The organism is Collinsella sp. TF11-5AC (genome assembly GCF_003436775.1).
Taxonomy (GTDB): Bacteria; Actinomycetota; Coriobacteriia; order Coriobacteriales; family Coriobacteriaceae; genus Collinsella.
In genome coordinates, this window is record NZ_QSQO01000002.1 from 116,215 (window position 1) to 140,608 (window position 24,394).

The 24,394-nt window shown below is 56.3% G+C and carries 16 protein-coding genes; 13 read left to right on the top strand and 3 right to left on the bottom strand.

Annotated features, from left to right (window positions below):
- Positions 1-21: 21 nt before the first annotated feature.
- The 4 genes from DXD16_RS01840 to DXD16_RS01855 all read left to right on the top strand — a co-directional run bounded on the left by DXD16_RS01840 (position 22) and on the right by DXD16_RS01855 (position 7,232).
- Entirely contained in the window at positions 22-807 is a 786-nt protein-coding gene (locus DXD16_RS01840; RefSeq protein ID WP_089572375.1) for an ABC transporter ATP-binding protein, read from the top strand.
- Positions 797-2,998, top strand: a complete 2,202-nt coding sequence (locus DXD16_RS01845) for an ABC transporter permease (RefSeq protein WP_117654941.1) — start codon at positions 797-799, stop codon at positions 2,996-2,998. Before DXD16_RS01840 ends, DXD16_RS01845 begins: the two co-directional genes overlap by 11 nt.
- A gap of 462 nt (positions 2,999-3,460) precedes the next feature.
- Positions 3,461-5,194 (top strand): LuxR C-terminal-related transcriptional regulator, encoded by a 1,734-nt coding sequence (locus DXD16_RS01850; protein ID WP_199408049.1) that lies wholly within the window; start codon positions 3,461-3,463, stop codon positions 5,192-5,194.
- A gap of 124 nt (positions 5,195-5,318) precedes the next feature.
- Complete coding sequence (locus tag DXD16_RS01855; protein ID WP_117654942.1) at positions 5,319-7,232, top strand: ATP-binding cassette domain-containing protein; 1,914 nt, start codon at positions 5,319-5,321, stop codon at positions 7,230-7,232.
- A gap of 675 nt (positions 7,233-7,907) precedes the next feature.
- On the opposite strand, the gene DXD16_RS01860 is transcribed toward DXD16_RS01855, so the two are convergent.
- Positions 7,908-8,873, bottom strand: coding sequence for a response regulator transcription factor (locus DXD16_RS01860; RefSeq protein WP_117654943.1), 966 nt, complete (start codon positions 8,871-8,873; stop codon positions 7,908-7,910).
- Between the two features lie 329 nt (positions 8,874-9,202).
- Here DXD16_RS01860 and ptcA point away from each other — a divergent pair, with 329 nt between their 5' ends.
- The 4 genes from ptcA (at position 9,203) to DXD16_RS01880 (ending at position 15,404) form a co-directional block, all read left to right on the top strand.
- Positions 9,203-10,276 (top strand): putrescine carbamoyltransferase, encoded by a 1,074-nt coding sequence (ptcA, locus tag DXD16_RS01865; protein WP_117654944.1) that lies wholly within the window; start codon positions 9,203-9,205, stop codon positions 10,274-10,276.
- 133 nt (positions 10,277-10,409) lie between these two features.
- The gene (locus DXD16_RS01870; RefSeq protein WP_117654945.1) at positions 10,410-11,849 is read left to right on the top strand and encodes an APC family permease; all 1,440 of its coding nucleotides are present in this window, start codon (positions 10,410-10,412) and stop codon (positions 11,847-11,849) included.
- Between the two features lie 368 nt (positions 11,850-12,217).
- The gene (locus DXD16_RS01875; RefSeq protein WP_022094159.1) at positions 12,218-13,423 is read left to right on the top strand and encodes an agmatine deiminase family protein; all 1,206 of its coding nucleotides are present in this window, start codon (positions 12,218-12,220) and stop codon (positions 13,421-13,423) included.
- A 571-nt stretch (positions 13,424-13,994) separates the two neighbouring features.
- Positions 13,995-15,404 carry an APC family permease gene (locus DXD16_RS01880; protein ID WP_117654946.1) on the top strand — a complete coding sequence of 470 codons (1,410 nt, stop codon included), beginning with the start codon at positions 13,995-13,997 and terminating at the stop codon, positions 15,402-15,404.
- A 36-nt stretch (positions 15,405-15,440) separates the two neighbouring features.
- On the opposite strand, the gene DXD16_RS01885 is transcribed toward DXD16_RS01880, so the two are convergent.
- Entirely contained in the window at positions 15,441-15,632 is a 192-nt protein-coding gene (locus tag DXD16_RS01885; RefSeq protein WP_117640166.1) for a hypothetical protein, read from the bottom strand.
- Positions 15,633-15,760: 128 nt separating this feature from the next.
- Here DXD16_RS01885 and DXD16_RS01890 point away from each other — a divergent pair, with 128 nt between their 5' ends.
- The 4 genes from DXD16_RS01890 (at position 15,761) to DXD16_RS01905 (ending at position 21,591) form a co-directional block, all read left to right on the top strand.
- Positions 15,761-16,753, top strand: a complete 993-nt coding sequence (locus tag DXD16_RS01890) for a helix-turn-helix transcriptional regulator (protein WP_117654947.1) — start codon at positions 15,761-15,763, stop codon at positions 16,751-16,753.
- Between the two features lie 315 nt (positions 16,754-17,068).
- A complete protein-coding gene (locus DXD16_RS01895; RefSeq protein ID WP_158551498.1) occupies positions 17,069-18,697 on the top strand; it encodes an amidohydrolase in 1,629 nt (542 codons plus the stop codon).
- A gap of 96 nt (positions 18,698-18,793) precedes the next feature.
- The gene (locus DXD16_RS01900) at positions 18,794-20,170 is read left to right on the top strand and encodes an MATE family efflux transporter (protein ID WP_089572364.1); all 1,377 of its coding nucleotides are present in this window, start codon (positions 18,794-18,796) and stop codon (positions 20,168-20,170) included.
- Between the two features lie 251 nt (positions 20,171-20,421).
- The gene (locus DXD16_RS01905) at positions 20,422-21,591 is read left to right on the top strand and encodes an ATP-binding protein (RefSeq protein ID WP_199408051.1); all 1,170 of its coding nucleotides are present in this window, start codon (positions 20,422-20,424) and stop codon (positions 21,589-21,591) included.
- 359 nt (positions 21,592-21,950) lie between these two features.
- Here the strand turns inward: DXD16_RS01905 and DXD16_RS01910 are convergent, their stop codons facing one another.
- Positions 21,951-22,601 carry a GNAT family N-acetyltransferase gene (locus DXD16_RS01910; RefSeq protein ID WP_089572363.1) on the bottom strand — a complete coding sequence of 217 codons (651 nt, stop codon included), beginning with the start codon at positions 22,599-22,601 and terminating at the stop codon, positions 21,951-21,953.
- 350 nt (positions 22,602-22,951) lie between these two features.
- Here DXD16_RS01910 and DXD16_RS01915 point away from each other — a divergent pair, with 350 nt between their 5' ends.
- Complete coding sequence (locus DXD16_RS01915) at positions 22,952-23,983, top strand: 3-deoxy-7-phosphoheptulonate synthase (RefSeq protein WP_089572362.1); 1,032 nt, start codon at positions 22,952-22,954, stop codon at positions 23,981-23,983.
- The last annotated feature ends 411 nt before the right edge of the window (positions 23,984-24,394 follow it).

The following is a 24,394-nucleotide window of genomic DNA, read 5'->3' on the forward strand; positions in this document are numbered from 1 at the left end:
AATCGCAAGAAAGGACTCGGTATGCAAACCACGCAAACGGCGACCCCGGTACTGGAGGTCGCGCATCTCGAAAAGGTATATGGAGCGCTGGGCAACGTGACCCGCGCGCTCAACGACGTCAGCTTTACCGTCAACCGCGGTGAGTTCGTTGGCATCATGGGCGCCTCGGGCTCGGGCAAGTCGACGCTGCTCAACTGCGTGTCGACCATCGATAGCGCCACGAGTGGCACCATCCGCATCAACGGCCAGGACGTGACGCGCATGAAGCAGGCCAAGCTTTCGCAGTTCCGCCGCGAGGAGCTCGGCTTTATCTTCCAGGACTCCAACCTGCTCGATACGCTCACGGCACGCGAGAACATCGCCCTGCCGCTCACCATTGCCCGCACAAACTCGGCAGAGATCTCGACCCGCGTGCAGGACGTGGCCGCGCGTCTGTCTATCAGTCAGGTGCTCGACAAGTATCCCTACCAGATGTCCGGCGGTCAGCAACAGCGCGTTGCCGCGGCTCGCGCACTCGTCACCGACCCCACCATGATCATGGCCGACGAGCCCACCGGCGCCCTCGATTCCAAGAGCGCTCGTCTGCTGCTCGAGAGCCTAGAGGCCCTCAACCGCCGCCTGCGCGCCACCGTGCTCATGGTTACGCACGACAGTTTTGCCGCCAGCTACACGAGCCGTGTGCTGTTTATTCGCGACGGCAAGATCTTCACCGAGCTGCGCCGCGGCGACACCGACCGCCGAGAGTTCTTCGACCGCATTATGGAGGTCGTTGCCATGATGGGCGGTGAGGGCTCCGATGCTCTGTAAACTCGCTTGGGGCAACGTCCGCCGCGCCGGGCGCGATTACCTCGTCTACTTGTTGACGCTCACCCTGGGTGTCACGGTCTTCTATGCCTTTAACACCATCTCGATGCAGGTCGACATCGCTGGCATCAAGGAGGAGGGACTGTCCGAGCTCATGGGCGGCATGCTCGGCTACCTCACGTACTTTTTGGCCGGCGTTATGGCCTTTTTGATGGTGTATGCCAACAACTTCATCATGAAGCGCCGCAAAAAGGAGTTTGGCCTGTACCAGGTGCTCGGCATGGGGCGCGGGCGCGTCGCCACGATCATGGCGCTCGAGACGGTGATCGTCTCGGTCGGCGCTTTTGTCGCCGGCATTGTGCTGGGTGTGGGACTCTCCCAGCTCATGACATTCTTTACGGCCTCGCTCTTTAAGACACAGATCGCCAATTTTCATTTCTTCTTCTCGGTGCATGCGTTCAACCTGACCCTTGCCTGCATGCTCGTGATGTTCGTACTCACGTTACTGCTGAACCTGCGCGCCGTGCGTCGTACCAAACTCATCGAGCTTATGGGTGCCGAGCGCCGCAACGAGAGCATCAAGACACGTAATCCCTGGATTGCGATTGCCATCTTTACCGCGGGCGTGCTACTTGTGGGCGTGGCCTATTACCGTCTGCTGCGCGACGGGTTCCCGCTCACCGCGTCGGGCGATAAGCTGCAGGGGGCCATGAATCAGTTCGGCATCACTACCGCTATGGTCACGGTGGGCACCTTTGCCCTGTTCTGGGGGCTTTCGGGCATGCTTATCAAGCTGCTGCAGAGCCTGCGCGGCGTGTACTGGCGCGGTCTCAATATGTTTACCGTGCGCCAGCTTGCGGCCAAGGTCAACACGGTGTGCTTTTCGATGGGCGTCATCGCGATGATTCTGTTTTTGGCCATTACCTCGGTGACCTGCGGTATGTCGATCGCCAACGTGATGAACGAGAATCTGGAGCGCTATAACCCTGTTGACGTGTCTCAGACGTATGTCTATTACACGCCCGAAACGCTCGACTACTACAAGGAGTATGTCAATCCGTCTGAGGCCGATCGCATGGTGCTGGCCGATGCAACGGTCGATTTGTACGCTGCATGGCATGGCGAGCGCAAGTCGGCGGACAACAACGATGAGACAGGCAAGAAGGTCAATATCGCCGATGTTGCCGGTGAGCATGTGCAGATCGATTCGTATCTGAGTTACCCGCTTGGCGGCTCGGGCCCCTCGGTGGTGGCGGGTGAGATGTGCAAGGCCATGGGAGAAAAGCTTCCCAAGGCGCTCGAGGGAAGCAACGCCGATGCGATGGGTCTGTATGTGACGCCGGCGAGCCAGTACAACAAACTGCGCCAGATGATGGGCGAGGAGCCGGTGAGCATTGGCCGCGACCAGTATCTGCTCACGTGTGATATGGGCGGTGAGCTGGGCGACCTGTACACCAAGTATATGGCTGGCGGCCATACCCTCACCTTGGACGGGCATGAGCTCAAGCCCGCAACCGATAAGTCGGACGAGGACACGGCGGCCATCGCCAACTCGGCGATGGGCAGCAATCCCGGTACCGTGGTCGTAGCCGATGAGCTGCTGTCCCAGCTTAATCTGCAGCCGTATTCCAGTAATCTGCTCGTTAATTACAAACAGGGTATGGATACGACCGAGGCAGACGAGAGCATTAAATACACCTTGCTCGATAATCTGCTCGTTGACGGCAAGGAGCCGGGGTCGTGGGGAGTCTTCATCACGCGTTCCGAGATGTACACGCAAGCAGCGCAGATGAACGGCATGATTAGCTATCTGGCCATCTACATTGGCTTTGTACTGGTCGTTGCGTGCGCGGCGATACTGTCGATCCAGCAGCTCTCCAATGTGGCCGACGGCAGCCGCAGCTATCGTGTGCTGGCACAGATTGGCTGTGACGACCGCCAGATTCGTCATTCGGTGATGGCGCAGCAAGCGGTATTCTTCCTGTTCCCGCTGGCAGTGGGCCTGGCGCACTCCTTTGTGGCGCTCAAGGTGATCATCGAGCTGGTGAGCATATTCGGAGATATGAGCATCGCCGGCACCGTGGGCCTCACCTGCGCGATTTTCCTGGCGGCCTATGGTGGCTACTTCCTGGTAACGTACCTCATGAGCGCCGGCATGGTACAAGCTGCCATCGCCACCCGCTACAGTGAGTAACAGACGGGCAAAACCGTCGCAAAATCAGAGCGAATAACCGCCGCGATGGGAGTCCAGCTCCCTTCGCGGCGGTATTTTGCGTATCTAGAGCATCTCAGATGCAAGTGAGTAGGCTTTTTTGGATCTGCCGAGCACATCGCGGCAAGTGCTCAATAAAATCGCAGGTCAGGGCTGTGGCGTTTTGAGGTGTGCTCGGCATCCCGCCAAAAGCCTACTCACTTGGTTTTTACCGCTAGAAGACCGCCGCGAGGGAAAGCAGCTCCCTCGCGGCGGTTGGCGTTTGCCCAGATAAAACCTGCCAAAACAAACCTGTCCCTTTTTAGCAGGTTATCGCTTCCAAAAGTGGAGGATCAGCGTGGTGCCTTTTGGTGGAGGGGGGATATTGATTAATTCGGGTAACATTTTTTTAACGCCGGGAACGATGTTAAAATACCCAAAATGCTATCTAGGAGCTTTGATTTTATGGCAACCGAGGCAGCTACCCTGCAAAACGTGACGCGCTCGTTCCTCTGGCATTCAATTATGTTGTTTATAGGGGCGGCTGGTCTGTATTGTGTGGCGCCAAGTATTTATACGGGCCTTTCTGGCACCGTTCTTATCGGTCTGCATCTGTTTTCGGGCTTCTGTGTGGGCCTCATCTCTCGCCCTGTGAGACCGGGTATTTCCAAAAGGCTTTTTGGACTTATGCTCGTAGACATTGCACTTCTTGTGATGTACACGATATCTCTTAATGTCTTTCATCAATTTCATGTTGTGGTTTCGGCGCTCGCGTTCATTTTGTTGTTACTAGCCCCCTTGCTTGTCGCTTGCTGTTCTTGGGTGCTTGGCGGTGAATTCGCAAACATACGTGCGGGATTAAAGGGGAAACATGTGGCCGATGGCTCTGCTCTCCACGGGTATCCTGAGCTCGCACTTTACAGCCCCGTTGTGCTCTTGATTGCTTTGCTTGTTGGCCTTCAGTTTCTTCTCGTCCCGTTGATGGACTCCATCGGTTCTTTCCTTTCCGTTAACGCCGAGATGGGGGTTGCTGCCTCGCTCGTCGAACCTCTTGCGTTTGGTAATGCCGCCGTTATTCTCGATACGGATTGTTTGTTTTCGCGCAATATAAACATCGGGGCTGTGCTCCTGAGCTTTGGTGGGCATCAAGAGATCGTATTGCTTCTGGTTACCGTTTTGGGCAGTATCCTTGCCAGGGCCATAACGCGATTTTTCCCCGACTTAACGAGCGCTTTTTCTGCGGCCGCCAAATTAGGAGGAAAACACTCTGCAGTTGCCGATATCCTTACGGCTTCGGGTTTTTCTCAAAGGGAGTCCGCGGTTTTCTCTATGAGGATAGAGGGAAAAACGTACGAGGAGATTGCTTCTGCCTTGGACATTTCCCCGTCTACTGCCCGTACCTATTTGTCGCGGGCCTTGACTAAAACCGGATATAAAAACATTTCAGAGGCGACGGCTGGACTTCTCTTGTCAAAGGATGCGTGGCATCTTGACGCAACAAAAGGCCATGATCACCGTTCAGAATCGCTGGGGTCCTCATCGTTCAATCAGAACTGCAGGATAGTCTTCGTCTGCTTCCTGTTTATGTATGCGTCTGGAATGGGCATCGAGGAAATCCTCGTATGCTTCGGCTTTGAGCATGATGCGATAATCCTATCGATAGCTATAGTGCTTGTGGCCCTGTGTTGCCGTGCGGCTATACGGTGGATGTCTAAAATGCACTTGTGCCTTTCGCCTGAACTCACCCTTTCTTCGGTGTCTGTGGGTGCTGGAGCAGCGTTCTGGGTTCACGATGTGGTAAGTCGACTGTACATTTTCTTTGAGTCCGTTGGGAGCGGTGAGGCCGTTGGCGGCCTTATGCCTGCCTTACGCGTGACTGCGTTCCTTGTCGTACTTATCCTTATGGCTAATTCGCTGCTATTCTTGCGTTCGAAAGATACGGTTCGGGTGGGTGATCGACGCGATACCGTGCGTGAGGCCTTCTTGAGGCTTGGTTTCACGCCGCTTTATGCCGATATCATGACATGCGTTTTTGATGGCAATAGAACCACCGAGATTTGCGCACATCTTAACGTTGCTCGGGGAACCGTCAAAGAGGCCAAGAGCAAGAGCTATGCCTTGCTTGGAGTTCACTCGGAGCGTGAACTTAGAGATAGGGTTTTTAGTCTTATGGCAGATGTTATAGAAAATAGCAGGTAGAAGCCTGTAGACAAATAAGATTATAAATCCATCCTACACGTCTACAGACAGTTCTGACGATGAAGGCGATACTTCCGGACAACGGGTCCGACGACTCGTGTGTTGCGAACCGGAGGTGCTTGCTGTGAAGACCTGTGATTGCCTCACATATGTACGGCTTAATTTAGAAGTTCTTGCGCGCAACCGGGGAATTATGTTGCTGACGGCGCTGCTCGCGCTCGTATTCTGCATCCCGGTATTTCTATCCGTTCCAACGGGAGCAGATTATCTATATGGTAGAGCTTCCATCGAAGACCAGAGAGCCCTTTTGGTCTCTCAAGTCTCTGACGGCGTTTATGACACTGCCCCACAGGAGCTCAACAGCATCATTGCCGACGAAAGGGCGTGCCTTGATCGGGCGCTTGAAAGCAAGGCGGACTCCAGAGAGTATTACGATGCGATTGCCGATTACGACAATCTATTGCTCAAGGAATACCGACTCGGTTATTTGAATGGTGTTGATTCGGAGTTATCGCTTGAAGCCCAAGAACGTCTTCCCCGAGCCATATCGATGCTGGCCCATCCGGAATCGTACGACTCAACAACAAAAATGCCCGGGATGATCCTTCTCGCATATTATTGCGGCGCTGTTCCTGCAATAGCGTGGCTTTTGGTCCCGGTCCTCGTCCTCTATATGTCGCTTGAGGGGGATGGAAAGCGGTTCTACGATCGAGCGTTGTTGTCAAAGTTAGAGATGAATGCATGCCGCGTTCTCGTCTCTGGTATTGCATCGATGCTGGTTTTGGTTCTGGCGTTGGCTCCCTGTTTTGTATTGGCAACGGTGTTTAACGGTGTAGGTCAGACAGAGTACCCAGTCGTATTCATTCAGTATGGTGACGTAGTCGAAAGAACTGTGTTAGTTCAGCTAGGGCTATTTGCCGTCTTTGAAGCTGTGCTGTCGATGATGTTTGCTTGCTTGGGCGTGTGCGTGCACGCCGGAAGCAGAAACAGGGCCATTTCGTCCATGGTGATCGCTCTTGTGGGGGGCATAAGCCAGCTTCCGTTTTATGCGAGCAAAGATGCTCCATGGCATGCGTTGCTGCCGTATATGGTGTCGAGCTATTCTGCCTCTTCGTTTGCGCTCGGCGGCGCATCTTACGCCAATGGAGCGGAGGTATCTCTCGTTCCTGAAGCCAGTGCATCGCACTGCCTCTTTGCCGTGATGGGCGCGTTTGCTGTTTGCGCGTTGGGGGTCATTTCGTTTTCGCGTCTAAAAAGCAAGAATCGCTGGGCCTGGAACCATATTCGCCCGGATAGTTTGGGCGAGAAAAGCTTGCTCTCTCTGTCGCTGGATGCGTTGACGGTTGGAAAAAACCAGCTGGTAAAGGGATTGCAGTTTGATATGCCCGCTGGCCAGATATGGGGTCTTGTCGCGCCAAATGGACATGGCAAGACTACGCTACTGAATACTCTTTGGGGAGATGCTGGGCCATCAGTGCGCGTGTCAGGTTCTCTCTGTTTTCATGCAAAAGTATGCGTCGACCGTGAGGAAATGAGAAAGGTATTCTTTTTGGTTCCGAATAGGCCGTCGCTATTGATTCCATACATGACCGTCGCTTTTCATCTCGACCGATGCAGGAGAATTTGGCATTCACCTCGCACTTTGGACCAAGTGCTTGATCGCTTTGACTTGACTGGGTTGAAGAATACGCCCGTATCTAGGCTGTCTGATGGAAATAGACAATTACTTAATGTCGCGATGGCGTATATGTCCTATTGCGAAGTCGTCCTTTTGGATGAGCCCATGAATGCACTTGATGTGAGACACGTTGCGATTGTTTCGAATGCTCTTAGAGATGAAGCGGGTAGAGGAGCACATGTCATTATCTCTTCTCATCTTATCGGAAACCTCGAATCGCTCTGCGATGCCTCCGTATTGCTCACAGGGGATGACTCGCGTGTCGTTACCAGAGAAATGGGAGGTGATTCGAAGTGGATCGGTAATGTATACGCGCAGCTTTTCAAGACGAACGACAGTAAAACTAGGAAAGGAAGATAACCATGAAACGCCATGTACGAAGAACTTTGTGAAGGCAATGTTCGCATGTTTTATGCTTACCCTGTCGATGGTCACAATTCCCGTTTGTGCGACGGCGAAACCAGATGCAGGTTCTGTCGCGCCTTGTCGTCTTGTGACAGCGGACGTCTTGGACACTTACAAGTCGTTCTCCACTGCGAACCACCCGAGCGAGAATGTTGATTGTTTCGACCAGACATACAAGAGGCTGTCTTTCAAAACTTCGTATTCTCGTACGGGGCAAACGATTCTCTATACGGGTGCCGCGTTAAGCCCACGCGGCAACGGGATGCCCGGGTTTGAGACAAAATATCAGTGCACATATCGTACCTGGTAGACAACTCTAGGATCGGATCTCTCCGAATAACTTTGTGGCGGACTTGTTTAACGCTACCGCTCCTTCGTTTATCTCAATCTGTAACATCTGACTGGCAAAAACGCTTCTACCTGTTACAGATTGAGATTATTCGACGCGCGTTCTGTAACTCGTCTCGATCTGTAACAGTAAGACGGCGATTTGGTCTCCATATGTTACAGATTGAGACGAAAGAAAGCGTGAGCTAGAAAACCGCCGCGAGGGAAAGTAGCTCCCTCGCGGCGGTTTTTGGCGTTTACCCAGATAAAACCTGCCAAAATAAACCTGTCCCTTTTGGCAGGTTATCGCTTCCAAAAGTGGAGGATGAGCGTCGTGCGGTTTTGCTGTTCGGTTTTGACCAGGATGTTGTGGATGTGGGTCTTGACGGTGCCCACGGCAAGGAAGAGCTCGTCAGCGATCTCTTGGTTCGATTTGCCCAGTACGACCAGACGCATAACTTCGGTCTCACGGTTGGAGAGCTTGTAGGCGTTGCGATAGAAGGGCATCTGCTCTTCGATGTGTCGATCAAGATCGCTGACGTTCTTTTCCTCGGGCGCCTCCTGCATGCGAATCGAAAGCACGTGATAGGCGTAGATAATGAGCAGGATCGCAAAGTAACACGCAAAGATGTTCTCGCTAAAGTTGCGCTCGGATAGGTACAGCTGCAGCCAGGAGGGCGCCAAGCTCATGGGGACCACCAGAATGTTGTAGAAATCCTCGGCAACGATGCAACCGACCAGAATAGCGCCGATAATCAGGTGCTTTTGTTGGTTGTTGACACGTGCCTTCAGCTCGACTTGTGTGCTCTTGCGTGCCGTCCAAAAGATATATAGCCCCACGAAAACAAGGAATACCTGACGCATCGTGTAGTAGAGCCATTGATGAATGGGGCCGTAGGGGACAGCGACGATAATCAGCAGCTCGCTCAGCAAGAACGTTGCGACGGGAATGACAAACTGCTTTTTTGAATGCTTGTCGAGCAAATCCATGGCAATGAGCCAAATAAAAGCCTGCGAAGCGGTCGCCACAAAGGTCCGCAACACAGGCATGGTAATTGAGTAATAGTCGCTGGCTGGAAAACTCTGGTTTTGCAGCGTGTATTCAAAAAAGAAAATCTCGGTCATCTCGATGGCATAGCAGATAAATACGCCGCTGCCATAGATAAAGAAGCGTCGACGGGACGAGGCATAGGCGGCAAGCGAGAGCACCGCCGTCACAATACAGATCACGAGTATCGCTAGGGTATAGAAGAACATCAGGGTGTTCATCTGTCACCGTCCCATCTCATTTATTCTATGGCCGAGTTCTGTATACCTTGTGGGATATAGACGTCTCAACCCTTCGTTTCATTGTGGATTAGGCGCCGAGATACAGCATAGCCGTATACCGTTCGCGGTTCTAGATAGTAAACCCCCTGCAAGCCCGCTACCTGCGGGTTTATATTGGTTTAGAGGGGGTGTAACTCCGTGAACGGTCTTTAATCCCGAATAAACTAGGTAAAAATTGCATACGGGTGAATGATGGTCTTGTCAACACGAGGCGTGATGTTCGAGCGCCTCATAGCAATAGTCGGCACGACCGGCGGAAAGGAATCGACATGGCGCTGCCTAAGGATTTCATCGACACCAACGACTTCACCAAAGAGCAGATCCTGGCTATCGAGGATCTTGGCCTGGCAATGAAGAAGGCCATCAAGGTTGACGGTTATTATCCGCACCTGCTCCGCAACCAGAGCCTTGGCATGATCTTCCAGCAGGTTTCCACCCGCACCCGTCTTTCCTTCGAGACCGCCATGTGCGACCTCGGCGGCCACGCTCAGTTCTATGGCCCTGGCACCATTCAGCTCGGTGGCCACGAGTCCCTGGGCGACACCGCTCGCGTCATGGGCGACCTGCTCGACATCATGATGGCTCGCGTTGACCGTCACAAGGACGTCGTCGGCCTCGCCAAGGGCTCCGCTGTGCCCGTCATCAACGGCATGTCCGAGTTCAACCATCCCACGCAGGAGATGGGCGACCTCATGACCATGCTCGAGAACCTCCCCGAGGGCAAGAAGATCGAGGACTGCACCCTGGCCTTCATCGGCGACGCCACCCAGGTCTGCGTCTCCCTCATGTTCATCGCCTCCAAGGTCGGCATGAAGTTTGTCCAGTTTGGACCTAAGGGCCACCAGATCCCCGACGGCGGCCTGCACGTTGGCACCGTCGAGGAGCGCGCCGAGTTCGGCAAGCAGATGATGGCCATCGCCGAGGAGAACTGCAAGGTCTCCGGCGGCTCTGTCGTCATCTCCGACGACATCGAGTGCATCAAGGGCGCCGACTTCATCTACACCGACGTGTGGTATGGCCTGTACGACGAGGAGGTCTCGGGCGAGAACTACATGGACGTGTTCTATCCCAAGTATCAGGTCACCATGGACATGATGAACTTTGCCGGCCCCAACTCCAAGTTCATGCACTGCCTGCCGGCCACCCGCAACGAGGAGGTCGTCGACGAAGTCATGGACGATCCCGAGCGCTCCCTGTGCTGGGTCGAGGCCGAGAACCGCAAGCACTCCATCCGTGCTCTCCTTGCCGCCCTGGGCAAGCGCACCCCGCTCAACGACGAGGGTGTCGAGTACTCCGCCAAGGCTGAGCTCCACGCCGCTCTCGAGGCTCTCGAGCAGCTCTAAGCCTCAAGGCTTCTAAAAGCACGTTTGCGGGCGGCGGATGCTCGTCTCCTGTCGCCCGCTCACCGAGGCCCAAGCAATTGCCTTAATACCTTAGGGCCTCGGATCTGTCCAAGACTGAGCGAAGGAGCTCATCATGAGCGACGGAAAGAAAAAGCTTTCCTTCTTGACGGTCATTTCGACCATCATCTGCGTCGTCTTCGTTTGCGAGGCCGCCGCTCCTGCTGCTGCCATTGGCAACCAGCAGTTCTTCTGGTGGATCTTCCTGATCCTGACCTTCCTGCTTCCCTACGGCATGGTTGTCGCCGAGCTCGGTACCACCTATGACGGCGAGGGCGGCATTTACGACTGGGTACGCGATGGCCTGGGCGACAAATGGGGCGCCCGCATCTCGTACTACTACTGGGTCAACTACCCGCTGTGGATCGCCTCGCTGGCTACCATGTTCCCCGACATTTTGGGCATGGTCTTTGGCGTCGAGTTCAACTTGATCGCCAAGATGGGTATCGATCTTGCCTTTGTGTGGATCGTCTACCTCATGGGCCGCTCCAAGGCGGCCGACTCCGAGTGGGTCCTTAACGGTGGCGCCATCATCAAGGTCGCCGTCGCCGTTATCGTTGGCGCTTTGGGCATTTGGTATGCCATGGAGAACGGTTTTGCGAACGACATGTCCGCTGCCACCTTCCTGCCCGAGCTCACCAACACCAACGCTCTCGGCTACCTGTCGATCATCATCTTTAACTTCATGGGCTTCGAGGTCATCTGCACCATGACCGACGACATGGCCGATCCCGCTCGCGATATCCCCAAGGCTATCATCGTCGGTGGCCTGTCCATCGCCGTGATCTACCTGTTCGCTGGCTTTGGCATCGGCGCCGCCGTGCCGGCCGACTCCATCGATCCCGACTACGGCATGATCGTCGCAGTCCAGACCATGGTGGGCGACTCCATGATCTTTAAGGTCATCTGCATCGCCTTCCTGATCACCCTGTTCGCCAACATGGCCGCTTGGTCCTTCGGCGTTAACTCCGTTGCTCGCTACGCTGCCGAGCACGGCAACATGCCCAAGGTCTTCGCCTCGATGATCTCGGATGACGACATGCCCAACGGCGCCAACCTGGTCAACGCTGTCGTTGCCTCCCTGGTGCTGTGCCTGCAGCTCGTTCCCATCGACGCCATCTCCAACGGTGTCTTCTGGATGCTCTTTGGCACCTCTGTCGTCTTCCTGCTGTTGACCTACATCCCGATGTTCCCGGCGTTCCTCAACCTTCGTAAGAACGACCCCAACCGTGAGCGCATCTTCACGTTCCCGTTTAAGGGCGCCATGATGAAGGTCATGCTGGCCATCCCCTGCATCGAGCTGGTTCTTGCCATCGTTGCCACGCTGATCCCGTTCTCCGCTGCTGAAATTGGCGACAAGGTCCCGATGATCGTTATCTTCATCGTGCTCGTGCTCATCGGCGAGGTCGTCCGCGTCGTCAGCGCTAAGGGCCGCGAGACCGAGTACAAGGGTCTGACCCCTGAGCTCGCAGCCCAGCGTCTCGCTGAGGGGGCCGCCGAGGCCGAGGAGAACTAGAGCACCCGGTTCTGGGGCTCCAACCCTCCTCGTGTACCAACGCGCGCTTCGTCGGGCTTGTCGCTCCCGACTCCGGGCACTCTAGCCTCTTCGGAGGCGTGTCCAAGCGACAGGTTTGCTAACCATTCCCCCGGGGTGGGTGTGAGCGATAGCTCCGGTAACCACCGCCCACCCCAATCTCTCTTCCGTATCCTTCGTGCGTTTTGTCTCCGCGCACTTGGTTACGTCGTCGCTTGCCGGTGCGATTCCGTGAAAACCGGCACCGGGCGCCCCGACCTTTGCCGGGGAACGGGCGCCTACCATCTCTTGGTTTTAGGCTGCGGGTAACCCGCCCGCAGCAAGCGATCGTTCGATTTGGAGGAAATCTTATGCGTACGATCACCGAGTCCGAGTCCACCCCCAAGGCCGACGGCTTCTTCATGCCCGCCGAGTTCGCCCCGCAGGATCGCGTGTGGATGGGCTGGCCCCACCGCACCGACACCTGGGCCCACGGCGCCAAGCCGGCCCAGAAGCAGTATGCCGCCATCGCCCGCGCCATCTCCGAGTTCACCCCGGTCTATATGTGCGCCAACCAGGTCGACTACGCCAACTGCAAGGCCGTCTTCGAGAACGACGAGAACGTCACCGTCATCGAGATGACCACCGACGACGCCTGGTTCCGCGACACTGCCGCCACCTACGTCATCAACGGCAAGGGCGAGAAGCGCGCCAACCACTGGCACTTCAACGCCTACGGCGGCCTCGTCGACGGCCTGTACTTCCCGTGGGACAAGGACGAGCAGATCGCCCTCAAGATGGCTGAGCTCTCCGGCTGCCGCCGCTATCGTCCCGACGACATGATCCTCGAGGGCGGCTCCATCACCGTCGACGGCGAGGGCACCCTTGTCGTGACCGACCAGTGCCTGCTTTCCCCGGGCCGCACCTGCTCTGCGGTTCTGGAGGAGGAAGAGGATCCCGAGTCCATCTGGCCCAAGTACCGCAAGAAGTTTGAGCCCTGGAGCGAGGAGCTTCGCGCCTACATGGACGAGCACCTCAAGGATTACCTGGGTGTCGAGAAGGTCATCTGGGTCAAGGAGGGCATCGACCCCGAGGAGACCAACGGCCACATCGACGACGTCGCCACGTTCATCGCGCCGGGCGTCATGGCCTGCATTTGGACCGACGATCCCGAGTATCCGTTCTACGAGCAGTGCCACGCTGCCTACGAGACCCTCTCCAACGCCGTCGACGCCAAGGGCCGCAAGATGAAGGTCTACAAGCTCTGCATGCCCGTGAACCCGCTGTTCATGGACCAGGCCTCCTGCGACACCATCGACGCCGACGAGAACGCCGAGCCTCGCGTCCCCGACGAGCCGCTGATCGCTTCCTACATGAACTACCTGGTCACCAATCACGGCGTTATCGTCCCGCAGTACGGCGACGAGAACGACCAGCTGGCCGTTGACACGCTCCAGAAGATCTATGACGAGGTCTGGGGCGAGGGCGTCTACAAGTGCGTCGGCGTTCAGTCCGAGCAGGTCGTCTTCGGTGGCGGCAACATCCACTGCATTACCCAGCAGGAGCCCTCGGCGTAACTCAGGCACGCCACCTTGGCGTTCACTCGTCGCTTACGTAGCGTCAGTACGCTACGCTCCTCGTTCGCGCCAATCTGGCGCACCTGAGCACGCCGAGTAAACGTCTGACTTTCCGAGCCGTGATGCTTCGGGAACCCAGCCGATCAATCGGACGGTCGGTGAATCGGACCATCTCGGGGCATTGATGGTCGGTTTATTCGATGTCTTGGTCGGTTGGGTTTTTCTTTGGGCACTCCGTTGCCTCCACTTCGGAGTGCCCTTTTCTTTGATTGAGTACGCGTCTGGCCTGGGATTTTTTGCGGGTTAGGCCAATTGTTCGCTTGAATTTCCCAGGTCAGACGCGTCTTCAATTGCCGAAAGTTATCGGTCGTGAACGCGGCCGTTTTGATCGGAGTATCTATGTACCGGCGTATCGTTATCTACACGCGCCTGTTCCGCGAGCGTTGGTCCAACAAATGCATCCTCTCCTCTCTCTGGGATGGCACCTGCACCGGTGACGCGGCCTGCAACCCTACCTTGGGCTGCGCCTTCGGTACAGATGCCATCCTTTTTGCTGTAGGGGGCGCGCGCCATGGCAGGTAAAAAGTTCTCCCTGATCGAGGTCATCCTTTCGGTTATCTGCGTCGTGTTTACCATCGAGGCGGCGGCTCCGGCATCTGCCATGGGTAACGTACAGTTCTTCTGGTGGATTTTCCTTATCATTACGTTTTTGCTTCCCTATGGTCTGGTGGTGGCCGAGCTGGGTACGGCGTTTGATTCCGAGGGCGGCCTGTACGATTGGGTTCGCTTGGGCCTGGGCGACCGTTGGGGCGCCCGTTGCTCTTGGTGCTACTGGGTTAACTTTCCGCTGTGGGTGGCAAGTATCGCCTGCATGTTCCCCAGTGTCATTAATGCGGTGTGGGGTATCGAGTTTTCACTCGGGATCCGAATCGCCATCGAGATTGTCTTTGTGTGGGGCGTCACGGTCATGGCAATGCAGCCGGTGGCCGAGGCAGATTGGGTCATGGACGGCGGCGCCGTCATCAAGGTGCTCATTACCGCTGTGGTGGGAATCGTCGGCATTTGGTTTGCCTGCAATAACGGCTTTGCCAACGATATGTCGTTTAAGACCTTCATTCCAGATCTGGGCGACACCAATTCGTTGACGTACCTATCGATTATCCTGTTCAACTTTATGGGCTTCGAAGTGGTCGCGACCTTTGCCAGCACGATGAAGAACCCGTCGCGTGATATCCCCAAGGCGGTTATTGCCGGTGGCGTGGCCATTGCGGCGATCTACATCATCTGTGGCATTGGCATTGGAGCCGCGGTTCCCACCGAGCAGCTTTCACTCGATTCGGGCATTGTGGACGCAGTCGCCGCTATGGTGGGGCGCACCCACCCGCTGACGATGGTCGTGGGCGTGGCCTTTTTGGTGACGTTGTTCGCCAATATGATCTGCTGGAGCTTTGGCGTCAACAACGTAGCGAGCTATGCCGCGCGCCATGGCAACATGCCGCGTCCCTTTGCGTTGGTGTCCAAAAAGACCGGCATGCCCAACGGCTCGGCGCTCATTAACGGCTGTTTTGCCAGCCTGGTGCTGCTGCTCCAGATTCCGCTGGGTGAGGGTTCCGACGTCTTTTGGGTCTTCTTCTCGATGAACGTCGTCTTTCTGCTCATGAGCTATATCCCCATGTTCCCAGCGTTTTGGCGTCTGCGCAAGCACGATAATCGCTCGCGTGTGTTCCGTGCGCCTTTCGAGGGCAAGGTGCTCGCGGTGGCGCTTGCGATTCCCGTGGTGGAGCTCGTGCTTTCGATTGTTGCTACGATTGTGCCGCTCAACAGCTCACCTGCCGAGATGGCAAAGTTGCCGATTCTCGCGGGCGTAGTGATTGGCCTGTTATTGGGCGAGGTTTCGCGCCTCATATCGCGCCGCGGCCGAAGCGTCGACAATCCCGGCGTTGGTGCACGGGGGTCAGGTTACTTTGCACCAAAACAGTAAGCGCCGCGAGTTGCGCAGCGCTTGGTGCATCTTGGATTACTGTTCGCGGTGCTCGGGATCGGAAACGAGCTTAGGCGCAAAGAAGGGGACGTGGCCCAGATAGGGGCAGCTGTCCGAACGCTCTTCGACGACACAGGGGACGTCATTGTAGGTAAGTGAGTCGCACAGGTGGACGATGGCCTTGGCGGCAGGGGCAACGAGTATTTTGAGCGGTGCGATAGGCGCCATGGCATCTCCTTTCATCGGTGAGACACAGCTTGTTTATCTAAACGATACAGTACGTTTAATCGGTGAGTCTAATCTTGCGGCAAAGAATCTGTCAACATCCTCACGGCATCTAGACAGGGGAGGCGGGCATGAGTTTCGCGTTCTATATCTACACCACGATTATCATGGGTGTGGCTCTGGTGACCAGTGCCGTGGCATTGGTGGTTTGGCTCATGACGCACCGTCGCGACAGCCTAGTGGCCGCGGCGGGCTTTTTGCTCTACATGCTCGATATGTCGGTCATCTTTTTTGACGAGTACACTCGGCTCAAATATGACTACGCCGTTACCTTTAGCGAGCCGCTGCAGCACCCCTTGCTGCGCTGCGTGCTCGGTATTGCCATCTATGCTTGCATTGTGCTGTGGATGTTTGCACGCTTGCGCAAAAGGCCGACGTCGCGCATGCTCGGGCTCGCTATCGTGCCGTTTTCAATCTTGCAATTGCTGCTGGTGCCTCGCAGCGGCGCTGCCGGAGAGATGCAGCAGTATCTCTTTTGGCTCACGCGTGACCTGGGCAATGTAGGATGTCTTGCCTATGCCGCCTGGCATTACCGGTGCAGAGCCACTCGTGTTGAGAAGCTGGACCTCGACCGCTCAAAGCTCTTTTGGAAGGTGGCACTCGTTCTTGCGTTTTGCGTAATCGCCGAGGACACCTACATGATCTTGTTCTGCCACCCCGACTTTCAAAACCCCGTCATCAGTCTCTTTTTGTGGTATCTGTCCGAGCGCAATATCTCCGAAAACGTGCTGCTCGTGGTATGCGCGGCTCAGCTTTTTTGCCAGTTTAGCCATATCCTGCGTGTGTATGCCCGTCATCCGCGTGCCGATGAGGACGTGGCGGCCGAGAGCGCAAGCTCTGAGGACGACCTCGCATCGCGTGTGGTGATTTATGCCGACGCCCATAAGCTGTCACGGCGCGAGCAGGAAGTGCTCACACTGGTGCTGAAGGGCAACGACGCCCAAAACATCGCCAGCGAGTTGGTCATCAGCCCTGGCACGGTCAAGGCACACTTGCATCGCATCTACGTTAAAAGCGGTGTCTCCAACCGAGATGACCTCATAGATACCTTTTGGCGTTCCTAGCCCTATTCTTCCTTGCATGCGGGTCTTGCCGTGTGGGCGGGCACGCCGTTGGGCGTAATGACGCGGTAATAATCTCAGACAATAAACCTGCAGGTAAAGCGTGTAAACCTGCTTAAACTGACCGTTTGCGGTCCCTGGCCTTGGCATGGATTTGCCCCTGTGTATCAATGGGTGTAGCGCGAAGCCGCGGACGTGGGACAGACGTCCGAGCACGGCTTGTAGGCACGCGCCGATGCGGGAGCGCTACGCTCCCAACCGAGTGCCCACGCGGGCGGTGCGTCCGCGTTGCAACCAAAGATGCCTGAGGAGGCTCACATGGACAAGGCTGATGTAGTTATCAAGAGCAACGCCGTTTTTACCGGCGATGGGCTCGAGCCGTTTAAGGGCGGCGTTGCCGTGCGGGGCGATAAAATCGTTGCCTGCGGTGACGATGCCCACCTGGCACCGTTTATCGGTCCCGATACCGAGGTGCGCGACTTTGGCGACCAGCTCGTCATGCCCGGCCTGATTGACTCGCACACGCATTTTGCCCAGGGCGCGTTCATGACCGACCCCGATTTTGCCGTCAACCTCATCGACTGCACCAGTTTTGAGATGGCGATGGAACGTGTCGTGGCGTTTGCGGCCGACCATCCCGATAACGAGTGGATCCTGGGCTGCCAGATTATCCAGTTCCAGTGGGATGTCCCCGAGATGCCCACAGCCGCGATGATCGATGAGTACATCTCGGACCGCCCGGTCTTTCTGCAGCAGGTTGACCTGCATACCTTTAGTGCCAATACCTGCGCCATCAACAAGGTGGGAGTAACTTCGCAGACGCCCGATCCCGCAGGCGGCAAGATCCTTAAGGATGCCGAGGGCAATCTGACGGGCGTGTTTTCCAACACCGCCGGCGTCTTCTTTATGGACGAGGTCTACGACCCAGCGCCCGAGGTTGTTGACGCGTCGTTTGCAAAAACCGCCCGGCGCGCCAATGCCCTGGGAATCACTACGGTCGGCATGGTCAATCCTACGTTTGTGAGCATGGAAAACCCGTATGCGGTGTTGGCAGGTCTTAATGCCAAGGGCGACTTGCCACTGCGCGTGTTCCTGTACACCGATCTGTTCGAAAACGAGTCCTTAACGCTCGAGCAGATCAAGGAGAAATACGCCTTCTCGGGTACGCAGGTCGAGTGGCACGGCTTTAAGCAGTTTCTTGATGGCGTGTGCTCCGACCACACCGCTTGGATGCTTGAACCCTATTCCAACGCGCCCGATACCTGCGGTGAGCCCGCGGAGGATCCAGAGCGCATCCGTGCCGCCATTGTCAGGGCGCAGGAATGGGGCGTTGACACGCGCGTCCATACGATCGGCGATCGCTCGGTGCGTTTTGTGCTTGATTGCTTTGAGGAGGGCGAGCGCTTGCATGGTAAGCGGGGTTGCCGCCACTCCATGGAGCACAACGAGACGGTTGAGCCCGAGGATCTGCCGCGCTATGCCGAGCTGGGTATATGCCCTGGTATGCAGCCGTGGCACATGCTGCTCGATATGGCTGACCTTGCCAAGGACGATGCCGTGGGCCCCGAGCGTGCTGCGCTTTCGTGGCCCCTGCATAGCCTGCTTGCCAGCGGTGCCGTGGTGCACCTGGGCAGTGACTTCCCCGTTGTGGGCTTGGAGCCCATGGAGGAGGTGTACGGCGCGGTCTTCCGCATGCTCGAGGACGGCTCCAACCCAGAAGGGTGGTTCCCGCAGGAGCGCATCACCATGGCCGAGGCCCTGCGCGCCTACACCTACGGCAGCGCCTACGCCATGCATGCCGAGGATCGCATCGGTACGCTCGCATGCGGCAAACAGGCTGATATCTGTGTGCTCGACCGTAACCTCTTTGACTGCGAACCGGCTGAGGTCCTCGAGGCCACGGCGTCTCTCACGATGATTGCCGGCAAGGTGGTCTACGAGGCCTAGCGGGGCTGCTGCATCGCTGGGCGGTGCCGCAGCCTGTGCGTGCCGCCCATCCATTCATGCATCCATTCATCAATCTCTCATGGAAAGGGGAGAACAATGGCAGAAGAAACGACCGCCGCTGTTGAGGAGGAGCGTGAGCTTGCCTCGCAGCCGATTCCCGGCCTGGTGCGCAAGTACACCATCATCACCGGCCAGGGTATGCTCGCCCAGATTATCATGGTGGTCCTTGAGGGCCTCGTGATGGGTTGGGGCCTGGGTGCACACGGCCTGGCCTGTGTTTCGATCATCATGTCGGTCGAGTACATTAACCTGGCCTTTGGCAACCTGTTTGGCACCGGCGTGCCCGCCGTGGTGGGCAACCTTTTGGGTGCCGGCGACATTAAGGGCGCCAGCAAGGCGTTTAGCCAGGGTTTTTGGCTTACCACGATTGTGAGTGTGCTGCTTGCTGTGGTGATGGCTGTGTTTACCGAGCCCATCTGCGCATTCTTCGGCGCCACGCCCGACATCATGGCCGATACCGTTGCCGGCGTGCGCACCTTCTCCGTGCTGCTGCCGCTCACGGTCATTGGTCAGATGGTCACCGCCGTCATGCGTGTGGACGAGAAGGTTCAGATCCAGGCCAACCTCATGACCGTGTCTGCCATCGTCGCTATCTGCTGGCTTGCGCTTTCCACGTTTGTGCTCAAGCTTGGCGTTATGGGAGCTGGTGTGTACTACGGTCTTTCCATCGGTATCTGGGCCATCGGTATCTTCTGGTTCATCGGCGGTAAGAAGTCGCAGCTCCAGATCAGCGCCGCCGACCTCAAACTCGACATGGCCATCTGCGGCCAGATCATCAAGATTGGTTTCCCGTTCTTTTTGGTGCAAGCTGCCACGTTCATCTTCAACACCGTTGCCAACTCGTTGCTTGGCCAGCTCGGCGGCGACATGGGTTCGCTCTACATCGCGGCCTTTGGTGTGATCAACGGCTACATCCTCTACATTACCATGATGGTCGCCCAGTGCTTCTCGTACGGCCTGCAGCCCATTGCCGCCTTCAACGCCGGCGCCAAGGCGTGGGCGCGCCTCAAGGAAACGCTCTCCTGCACGCTTAAGTACCAGGTCGTGACGCTTGCTGCGGTGTCTGCTGTGCTATGGGTGGCCGCAACGCCGGTCTGCGCCTTTTTTGCTGGTAGCGATCCGGCGCTCGTCGAGGTTGCCGCCAACGCCACGCGCATCGTTATCCTGGCCGTGGCCCTGGGCTATCTTGCCATGACCATGTCGATGTACTTCCAGGCGGTTGAGAAGGTGGGTATCGCCACGTTCACCGGTCTGCTCCGCTACGTGATCTGCTCCGTGCCGCTTATGTACCTGCTTGGCAACATGATGGGCGTTCAGGGTGTCTGGTTTGCCTTGGTGGCGGCTGACGCCATCACTGGTCTTATCTCCATCGCCCTCGCCGTCCGCGAATCCAAGCGACTTGCCACGCTCTAGACTCGGACACGGCCGGCCCGCGATAGTCGAATAAGTCAACTCGCCTGCAAGCCACCACAATGGGGACAGTTCCCATTGTGGTGGCTATTGTTATTTAGGGTCTGAGATTTCGGCTCTATAAATAACGTTTTTGAACTGGGCTACTAAAAGATTGTGGAAAACACTACTACAAGATTATGGAAAACGCTACTGCAAGATTATGGCAAATGATACTATACGATTATGGTAACAGCGTTATAAGGGGCGTTGATATGGCCGAGTACATTAACAGGGATTTGCATGAGTTGCTCATTCGCATGGCGGGTTGGTTTCCTGTTGTGTCGTTGACGGGGCCTAGGCAGAGCGGTAAGTCTACGCTGGTTAGGCATGCCTTTCCCGACTATTCCTATGTCACGCTTGAGGACCCCCAAACGAGGCGCGCGGCCTTGGAGGATCCGGTGAGTTTTATCCGCAACCGAAAGGGCGGACTCATCATCGATGAGGCGCAATACGCCCCGGATTTGTTCTCGATGATTCAGGTTGTTTCGGATGAGCGGGGAGACGCCGGTCAATACATCCTTACGGGATCGCAAAACTTTTTGATGATGAAAAGCATCGGCCAGTCTCTTGCCGGGCGAGTCGGGATCTTAAAATTGCTGCCATTTTCGTTTCGAGAAGCGGAGAGGGGCCAGCAGGGGCAGTTGGAAGTGGATTTGTTTGCGCTCGAAGGGGGATACCCTCGCCTGCGTTCCGCCGGAATGCCGTCCTCGGTTTATTTCCCCAGCTATATTGATACCTATGTTGAGCGCGATGTTGTGGGCTTGCTTGACGTGCGCAATAAAGCAGAGTTTCATAAGTTTCTGTCCATAATTGCCCAGAGCGCCGGTGCTCTCATTAATATATCTTCGCTTTCTCGAGATACGGGTGTGAACGTATCGACCATTAAAAGCTGGTTGTCTATCCTGGAGCAGAGCTACCTGACGTTTTCACTGCAGCCCTATTATGCAAATGCCAGGAAACGTTTGACTAAAACGCCCAAGCTTTATTTTTACGACACGGGGCTGCTCTGCTACTTGCTCAAAATTGGATCACTGGAGCAACTTTTGGAGAGCCCTTATCTGGGGGCAGTTTTCGAAAACCTCATCGTTTCCGAAACGGCGAAGAGCCATCTCAACGTGGGCGAGAATCCCGAGTTGTATTTCTATAGGGACGACGGCAAGCGAGAAATCGATTTGCTCGACTGCACAAACTCAGGGAGGCCCAAGGCTATCGAAATAAAATCATCCAGAACGTATCACGATAAGTACGCCCGCCATTTACAGGCTGTATGCGATGAGATCGACATTGCAAAAGATGCGCGCTATGTTGTGGCCCGCGTGGATTCAACGTATGAGTCGAAAGACTGTAGCGTGGTCTCGGCGCGTGATTGGCTTTTGCGATAACAAGTTCGGCGTATTAACAACTGCCGCGAAGAGGATCGGACCCCTTTCGCGGCGGTTTTTTGCCGATCCGGTGCGCCTCAGATGCAAGTGAGTAGGCTTTTTTGGATCTGTCGAGCACACCGCGACAAACGCTAAATAAAACCGCAGGTCAGAGCTGTGGCGTTTTGGAGTGTGCTCGGCCTCCTGCAAAAGGTCTACTCACTTGGTTTTTCGGCGAGAAGGCCGCCGCAAGGGCAAGCAGCTCTCCTCACGGCGGTTGGCGTTTGCCCAGATAAAACCTGCCAAAATAAACCTGTCCCTTTTGGCGTGGCTGATTGGTTTGGGCTGTTTTGGAGAAAGCCCATGAGGCGGCACTCAGGCTAATCCTGCGTGTCGCCTCCGTACATGTAGACGATAAAGCCGTCGCCGGTGTCTTGGCTGTGATCCTCCAGGATGCGTTTCATGTTGAGGTGCTCGTAGAACTGCCAGTCAGAGTTGCAGTCGCTCATCAGGAAGAACTTGGTGCACCCGGCTTTGGCGAGTTCGGCGCGCGCAAGGTCGATGAGCTCGCGGCCGAGTCCCTTGCCCTGCCACTCGGGCACAATGATGATCAGGTTGAGCTGGCCCTGGGCATACTCGTCGCCCGTGGCGGCAAAGCGATCGGCCGTGGCCTTTTCGCGACTGTCGCCAAAGAGCGAGCCCTCGAGTTTGGCATCGGCGGTCTTTGCCATCTCGGTTGCCTGGGCGAACATCTCGTCGTAGCAGGGTACCCACGTGGGGTTGGTACGCGGCTTGCCGTCCTCGAAGATACCGATGCAGCAGGCGGCGATAATGCGGCCCTCTGCCTCGGCGACGAGCGCGATGGGGGAGCGCTGCAGCTGCATGGCAATGTTGAAGCGCGCGCAGAAATCGGCAGCTTCGACGTCGCCGCGGTTGCGCAGCGTGTTGCACCACAGCTGGTTGTAGATGGCGGCGATGCCAGCCAGGTCGTCGAGCGTGGCGGCGCGCAGGGTTACGTTGTCAAGGCTCATGGAGGCTCCTTCCAAGGTGGGTCAGGCCACCTCTGAGTGTGACATGGGCGCACCGCTGCCGCATCAACCATTCGGTAGACGAGCTTCGATCTCTCGGGGACGGAGGAAAAGGGGCCACGAGCGAGGATTTTCGGACGCTTGCTCGACGAGAGTGGATAATCTCCCGCTTTTAGCGCGAACATAGGTCAAAAACGGGAGATTATCCACTCTCGTTGGAAGCGCCCGAAAATCCTCGCTCGTTATCCATTCCCTTTTTGGCTGGTTGTGCTTGCACTTTAGCGTGCGACAGCGGATAATGCCGAGCATTCGACAATGTTCTCGTTGCCATCAATTGATTGAGGAGGCCCCGCATGGCCATGGAATTTAAACGCAGGCTGCCGATCCCCATGGAGATCCGCGAGGAAATGCCGCTTTCCGCCGAGCTTACCGCTAAGAAGCAGGCATTCGACGCCGAGGTCGCCAAGGTCTTTACCGGCGAGGACGCGCGCAAGGTGCTCATCATCGGACCGTGCTCTGCCGACCGCGAGGACTCGGTCCTCGAGTACATGAACCGCCTGGCCAAAACCGCCGAGGAGGTCAAGGACAAGCTCATCATCATTCCGCGCGTCTACACCAACAAGCCGCGTACTAAGGGCACTGGCTACAAGGGCCTGCTGCACAACCCCGACCCCGAGGCGCCCGATGACCTGCTCGAGGGCGTTAAGGCCATCCGCCACATGCACCTGCGCGTCATCGAGGAGACTGGCTTCTTCACTGCCGACGAGATGCTCTACCCGTCCAACTACCAGTACCTCGTCGACCTGTTGAGCTACGTCGCCGTGGGTGCGCGCTCGGTCGAAAACCAGGAGCATCGCCTGGTGTCGAGTGGCATTTCGGTGCCGGTGGGTATGAAGAACCCCACTGCCGGTTCCACCACCGTCATGCTCAATTCCATCTACGCCGCCCAGGCGCATCAGAGCTTTATCTTCCGCAACTGGGAGGTCGAGTGCGACGGCAACCCGCTCGCGCATGCCGTCATGCGCGGCTACATCGGCCTCGACGGTCGTACCTACCCCAATTACCACTACGAGCACCTGGAGCGTCTGGCCGAGCGCTACACCGAGCACGCCGGCTATGCCAATCCGGCAGCGGTCATCGACTGCAACCACGACAACTCGGGCAAGCGTCCGCTGGAGCAGTATCGCATTTGCAAGGAGGTGCTCGACAGCTGCCGCCGCAACGAAGCCATTTCAAGGCTGGTCAAGGGCTTTATGATCGAGTCCTACCTTGAGGACGGCAACCAGCCGGTCGACGGCGGTGTCTTTGGCAAGTCGATCACCGATCCGTGCCTGGGCTGGGAAAAGACCGACTACCTCATTCACGAGATCGCGGAGCGGGTTTAGTTACGCGGGTTTTCGCTGACTCTGCCAAGACATCGGCGGTCCCGTTGCTGCCGGGCACTCATTGGGGACAGACTTAAATGAGTGCTCGCAGAATGAGAGTGGATAATCTCCCGTTTTTAAGTAGTCGTTGGGGACGTTCTTGTTTGACTGGTCGTTTAAGAACGTCCCCAATGACTACCCTGTTGGCCTTTTCCAGGCCCTGTGGGCAAAAAATGGCAAATATGAGTACTGTTGCTATCGTAGTGTCATATTGCCGGCATAAGATAATAGACATAACAGAAAATATGTTCATTAATACAAACACATATAAGTCCGCTATAGAGCTATTTGAGTAATTTAGGAGCGCGTGCAAGCCGTGTGAGCAGCATTTGGTGCTGTTTTGGCTGTTACTAAAAAGGTGACAGTACTCAT